The 5991-nt window shown below is 52.1% G+C and carries 2 protein-coding genes and 6 pseudogenes; 4 read left to right on the top strand and 4 right to left on the bottom strand.

Annotation, left to right across the window (positions count from 1 at the left end; genetic code table 11):
* The 3 pseudogenes from QZ506_RS13220 to edd form a co-directional block, all read left to right on the top strand.
* Positions 1 to 221: pseudogene (locus QZ506_RS13220) on the top strand (hypothetical protein); the annotation flags it as partial.
* A pseudogene (locus QZ506_RS13215) lies at positions 209 to 334 on the top strand (IS1 family transposase); the annotation flags it as partial. The pseudogenes QZ506_RS13220 and QZ506_RS13215, both read left to right, overlap by 13 nt.
* A gap of 139 nt (positions 335 to 473) precedes the next feature.
* Positions 474 to 2288: pseudogene (gene edd, locus QZ506_RS13210) on the top strand (phosphogluconate dehydratase).
* A gap of 27 nt (positions 2289 to 2315) precedes the next feature.
* On the opposite strand, the gene QZ506_RS13205 reads toward edd, so the two are convergent.
* The 4 genes and pseudogenes from QZ506_RS13205 to QZ506_RS13190 form a co-directional block, all read right to left on the bottom strand.
* Positions 2316 to 3815: a HAMP domain-containing sensor histidine kinase gene (locus tag QZ506_RS13205; RefSeq protein ID WP_291971618.1), complete on the bottom strand. Its 1500-nt coding sequence runs from the start codon at positions 3813 to 3815 to the stop codon at positions 2316 to 2318.
* Positions 3805 to 4497 carry a response regulator transcription factor gene (locus QZ506_RS13200; RefSeq protein WP_291971615.1) on the bottom strand — a complete coding sequence of 231 codons (693 nt, stop codon included), beginning with the start codon at positions 4495 to 4497 and terminating at the stop codon, positions 3805 to 3807. Before QZ506_RS13200 ends, QZ506_RS13205 begins: the two co-directional genes overlap by 11 nt.
* 373 nt (positions 4498 to 4870) lie before the next feature.
* Positions 4871 to 5092 (bottom strand): annotated as a pseudogene (locus tag QZ506_RS13195) (Na+/H+ antiporter); the annotation flags it as partial.
* 121 nt (positions 5093 to 5213) lie between these two features.
* Positions 5214 to 5408: pseudogene (locus QZ506_RS13190) on the bottom strand (transposase); the annotation flags it as partial.
* A 67-nt stretch (positions 5409 to 5475) separates the two neighbouring features.
* On the opposite strand from QZ506_RS13190, the pseudogene QZ506_RS13185 reads away from it, so the two are divergent.
* Positions 5476 to 5991 (top strand): annotated as a pseudogene (locus QZ506_RS13185) (IS5 family transposase); the annotation flags it as partial.

Genomic DNA, 5991 nt, shown 5'->3' with positions numbered 1-5991 from the left:
CAGTGGCTGAAACGGCCATGTTCCGGTTCAAAAGGCTTCTGGGTGGTCATCTAAGTCTGAGAGACTACGATGCTCAGGTGGGTGAAGCCATGGCCATGGTCAAAGCGCTTAACCGGATCACGCTATTAGGAATGCCGAACCAGTATTCGCATCACGTAACAATCGACCCGTATGGGGCGCAGTCGTTACAAGTTCTGATTTATTCAACAAAGCCCATCTGACACTGCGTAACCGATTGCAACGGCTCAATCGCAGGACGCTCGGATATTCAAAATCATCCGAAATGCACGATAGGATCATCGGTACTTACATCGACCGCGAGTACTACGTTTGATGCTACATCAACTCATTGAATATACGATAAAAATAATTAAAATACCCGCAAGCCGCAGTAGCTCAATTATTTCGTTCGACGTCATTGTCATTTGATTTTAATTAAGCAAAGCATCAATGTTAAACACATGGTGCATAGCATGAATTCTATTGTTGCACGCGTTACCCACAACATCCTGTCTCGTTCCCACGCCGAACGTAGCCGTTATCTGGCACGGATTTCCGCCGCCAAAAGCAAAACCGTACACCGATCCGAACTGGCCTGCGGCAACCTGGCACACTGCTTCGCGGCCTGTTCACCTGAAGACAAAGCCGATTTGAAGAACATGATCAAAAGCAACATCGGCATCATTACCTCTTACAATGACATGCTCTCTGCCCACCAGCACTATGAACGCTATCCGGATCTGATCAAAAAGGCACCGAACGCCGTGGGTGCTGTCGGTCAGGTCGCTGGCGGTGTCCCTGCCATGTGCGACGGCGTCACACAGGGGCAAGAAGGCATGGAACTCTCCCTGCTTAGCCGCGATCTGATTGCGATGTCGGCGGCGATCGGCCTGTCGCACAACATGTTTGATGGCGCACTTTTTTTGGGCGTATGCGACAAAATTGTCCCTGGGCTGTTTATTGCAGCCCTCTCTTTTGGTCACCTGCCTACCGTTTTCGTGCCCGCAGGCCCGATGCGCACCGGCATTTCCAACAAAGAGAAAGTGCGAATTCGCCAACTGTATGCTGAAGGCAAAGTAGGCCGCGATGCACTGCTGGAATACGAGGCCAGTGCTTACCACGGTGCGGGCACCTGTACTTTTTACGGCACCGCCAACTCGAACCAAATGGTGATGGAGATCATGGGGCTACATATGCCCGGCTCCTCGTTTGTCTACCCGGATATTCCGCTGCGCGATGCGCTGACAGAAGCAGCCGCGCGTCAGGTCACCCGAATGACGGAAAATGCGGGCGATTATCTGCCCGTCGGGCAACTGGTGGACGAAAAAGTGATCGTCAACGGTATCGTCGCTCTGCTGGCAACTGGCGGCTCGACCAACCATACCATGCATCTGGTGGCGATGGCGAAAGCCGCCGGTTTTACCGTCACCTGGGATGATTTTTCTGTACTGTCCAAGGTGGTGCCTTTGTTGTGTCGCATATACCCTAACGGGCCTGGCGACATCAACTATTTTCAGGCGGCGGGCGGCGTGTCGCTGCTGGTGCGAGAATTGCTGCGCGGTGGCTTGCTGCACGACGATGTCCATACCGTGGCGGGCTTTGGTCTGCATCGCTACACCTAGGAGCCGTTCCTGGAAGACGGCAAACTGGTCTATCGCGATGGTCCACAGGTGTCTCTGGATGCCGAGGTGATCGCTCCGCTGGAAACACCGTTTGCCAAACACGGTGGCACCAAAGTGCTTTCCGGTAATCTGGGACGCGCAGTAATGAAGACCTCCACCGTGCCGCAAGAACGCCAAACGATTGTTGCGCCAGCCGTGGTATTCAACGATCAGAATGATGTCGATGCCGCCTTTAAAGCTGGCCGTCTGGACCACGATTGCGTGGTGGTGGTGCGTTATCAGGGGTCAAGAGCGATAGGTATGCCAGAACTGCACAAACTGATGCCACCGCTCGGTGTGTTGATGGACCGAGGCATCAACGTTGCATCGGTCACTGATGGCAGCCTGTCAGGTGCATCCGGCAAGGTGCCTGCCGCCATCCACGTCACGCCGAAAGCCTACGTCGGTGGCCTGCTGGCAAAAATTCAGGATGGCGACATGATCCGCGTTGACGGTATCACGGGTGAGATCAGCCTGCTGGTGGATGACGAAGAGCTGGCACTGCGTCATCCTGAGCAGCAGGAATTGTCCGCTTCCCATGTGGGGATGGGACGTGAACTGTTTACCGCGTTGCGCGAGAACATTACAGGGGCGGAACAGGGTGCCAGCGCTATCCCCCACCTTTAGGCGCAGTCGTCTCAACGCTGTACGATGTCAGGTAGATTTTAAGCACAGATAAACGTGTAAACCGGGATTGGCCGATGCCATGCAGAGTTGACCACCGTGCAGTTCGGCGATGGCTTTAACCAGCGACAGGCCAAGCCCGAAACCGGGCTGCTGCTGTGCCCCTTCAAGGCGTTGAAAACGTTCCAACGCCGTGGCGTGCAGGTTTTCGGGAATACCAGGGCCACGATCAGAAACACGCAGTGCTGCCCAGCCGCGATAAAGGGTGACGCTCAGGGTAATCGCTTTACCTTGAGCAGCATACTTCAGCGCGTTTTCGATCAGATTCGCCAGCGCCTGAAACAGCAACGCCCGATCGCCAAAAAGTTGCGTCCCAGCAGGTGCATCAATCAGCAATTGGCACTGGTGTGCATCTGCTAACGGTTGATAATATTCAGATACCTCTTCCAATAACGGGCGCACCTCAAAGCGGGCAAATTGATGCACACAGCGCCCGCTTTCAATCTCTCCGATACGCATGACAGTTCGAAACAGCCCCAAAATCTTGTGCACCTCTTCCACCGCCTGATGCAACTCCTCACGCATCTCATGCTCAAGACCTTGTCGCTCGGTCAGGTTGTACAACCGGTTTTGCAGGTGCGTCAGCGGCGTACGTAATTCATGGGCAATGTGACTTGAGGTGCTGCGCACCTGCTCCATCAGGCGTTCAATGCGCTCCAGATTCTGGTTAATGTCGTTGCTCAGGCTATGGAAATCGTCATCACGCGTTGAGAGCGGCATACGAACGTACTGTTCACCGGCGCTGTAGCGGTGCAGCGCGTTACGGATCCGCTCGACGCTGCGCAGGCTGCGTAAACTGAAATGTCTGCTGACAACCAGAGAAAACAACAGCACGAAAAACAGCCCTGCCCCCGCCACCAGTGGAATAGTGCGAATACGTTCCAGCATCGGACGCAGATTATAGGCGGTGAACAACACGCCACCATCATCCAGCGCCACCGACATACCGACCAGATTGCTCTCGGGTGCGCTGCGGTGCTGGTCGCTGGCCTTCAGCGCCCCCTTTTCAACCAGTAGCGCCTTCAGGCAAGGGACATCCATTTTGCACGCGGTATGATTTGGCCTAGACAGCATCCAACCCGCATTGTGGTAGATTATCTCGCCCTGCTTGCTCATCACCAGAAACAGAGGCAACTCGTCGGTTTTGGTCTGATTATCGCGTTTGAGCTGGGCGATCAACGTAGACGTGTCGGTCAGCCGTGATTGGGTTGCATGGTCATGGATATTGCACAGTATGACGTCGCGCACGTGGGTGCTGATCAGCGTTTCACTCAACACGCTGAAACCGACAATGCAGCACAGCACCATCAGCAACAACAGGAAAACCAACGTAATAAATTGGCGAAACTGCGAGGTGCGCAGAAACACCGGATAACGGTTTGCACCGAGCACGCACAAATGGCGAATTTTCTCACGCCATCCGTTACCCGGCCATCTCAGCGCAGGTTCATTGTGTACGCTACGCGACATCCGTTTTTTCCACTGCACACAGGGCATAGCCCATCGATCTTAACGTTTTGATCAGCGGCCGGGGAAAGCCTTTGTCGATCTTGGCCCGCAGTTTGGACATATGAACATCGATCAGGTTGGTCTGAGGATCGAAGTGATACCCCCAGACGCGCTCCAACAATAGCGTACGTGTGATCACCTGCCCTGGGTTTTCCATCAAAATGATCAGCAGCTTGATCTCTTTATCGGTAAGATCGATGCGTTGCCCACTCCGCCAGGCAACCCGTTGCAGACGATCAAGTTGCAGATCTTCAAACGTCAGCAGCGATGACGGTGCCTCCTGCGGTTTTCCTCTGCGCACCATAATCTCTAAGCGCAAAAGCAACTCATTGAAATTAAAAGGCTTACCCAGATAATCTTCGGCACCCAGTTCCAGCCCCATCACGCGATCAACATCGCGATCCAACGCTGAAAGCAGCATGATAGGAGGATGACGCGACCCTTGCAGCTCACGCAGTACGCTAAAACCGTCTAACGCTGGTAGCATCCGATCCAATAGCACCACGTCATAAATTTCATCTTTAATGGCTTTGAGCGCATGTTCGCCATCATGAACAATATTGCAGGCATAACCATGTGAGTGCAGCTTTACACCAAGCCAATGGCACAACACCGAGTCGTCATCAACCACTAAAACGCGCATAGTTTTCCCTCTGTCAAAGTGATGGTTGCTTACACCACAACACGCGTAGTGACGTGCTACCGATCCACAACAATAGGATCTGAGCCACTCTGACACAGGCAATAACCTGTCTGGCGGATTCTTATGCGTCAACGCGTTATAGGATAATAACAATCATTATCATTTAATGACAAGTAGTTTACAATGCTGACGATTAGCCAGAATTTGTAGGGTTTTTCTGCAATCATGGGGTTTTCGTGCATTCCTCATGCAGATTAGGTCTCTGACAGGATTCGTAACACGCTATAGAGGGAATCAACAAAATTCCGATGCAGGCTCAACGTAGGTAGGGCCTGCATCAGCTAAGCAAAATCATGGCTAGGCAAAAACCAGGTTACACTTTCTCACTCAGCACGGCTTCCAGCAAATCGAGATCGTGCAGCATCTTTTTCAGGGTATCATTACTGATCTGCTGCGTAGCGCACAGGTGGTAAAGTTCACCGCGTTCAGCGGTGACAGCGGCCAAGCGGAAACGGCGCTCCAGATTTTCAATCTCCAGGCTGTGTTCCAAATCGCTCTCACCGACGACGCGACGCCGCAGATTACCGATAACACGCGCACAGTTTTCACATTCTGTTTTCATGCTTACCTCTGTTTTAATAAATTAGTTATTTATCAAAACATTAACAAAAAATCACCTGTATGTTGTTGGGTCTTCCCCTATCATGGTGGGAGACTCATAACCCCATGTTTAACCTGCCGTAATGGAACATCACTGCCACCTTAAAGCGCTCTTTGTTCCGGTATCCTCTGGACTTGATCCGCAGCAACATTATCTTGCTGTTTAGTGACTCTGCATTACCGTTTGATACACTGTGTTTCATGGCATTCAGGATCCCGTACAGTCGTTTACGTAACGTCCGGGCTGCGCTGCTTCTAGGCTGTGTCCCTTAATTGCCTGAGTTATAGTAACCGTATGTTTCCACAGTATATTGAACTATAGCTCGCTACGAACTTCCCGATGAAGCATGGATGATCATCCAGTCTTTACTGCCTGCTGAACCAGCAATACCACGTGCCGGACGTCCATGGGCAGAATATCGTAAAATCATCAATGGTATGTTCTGAATTCTGTGCTCAGGTGCTCCATGGCGTGATTTACCTGAGCGATATGGTCCGTGGAAAACCGTATATAACCGCTTTAATCGATGGTCAAAATCGGGTGTGATTAACATTATTTTCAACAGGTTACTTTCTGCTCTTTATGCGCATGGTCTCGTTGACTGGTCTGCCACGGCGCTGGATGGCAGTAATATCCGGGCGCTGAAATGTGCTGCCGGTGCTCAAAAAAAACATCCCGATATCGCCGGAGATAACGGTCTGGGTCGCTCTCGCGGTGGTTTTGGCACCAAAATCCATCTGGCAACAGACGGAAGTGGTCTCCCGTTAAACATCCTGCTGAGCCCCGGACAGGCTCACGAAAGCCAGTTCGCATTACGTCTTCTGGACGGTATT

Source organism: Candidatus Symbiopectobacterium sp. (genome assembly GCF_020054415.1).
GTDB lineage: Bacteria > Pseudomonadota > Gammaproteobacteria > Enterobacterales > Enterobacteriaceae > Symbiopectobacterium.
This window is presented reverse-complemented; position numbering and strand designations above follow the sequence as displayed.

Coding starts and splice junctions, on each gene's coding strand:
- QZ506_RS13205 (WP_291971618.1), bottom strand. CDS start 3,815: ATGTCGCGTAGCGTACACAATGAACCTGCGCTGAGATGGCCGGGTAAC.
- QZ506_RS13200 (WP_291971615.1), bottom strand. CDS start 4,497: ATGCGCGTTTTAGTGGTTGATGACGACTCGGTGTTGTGCCATTGGCTT.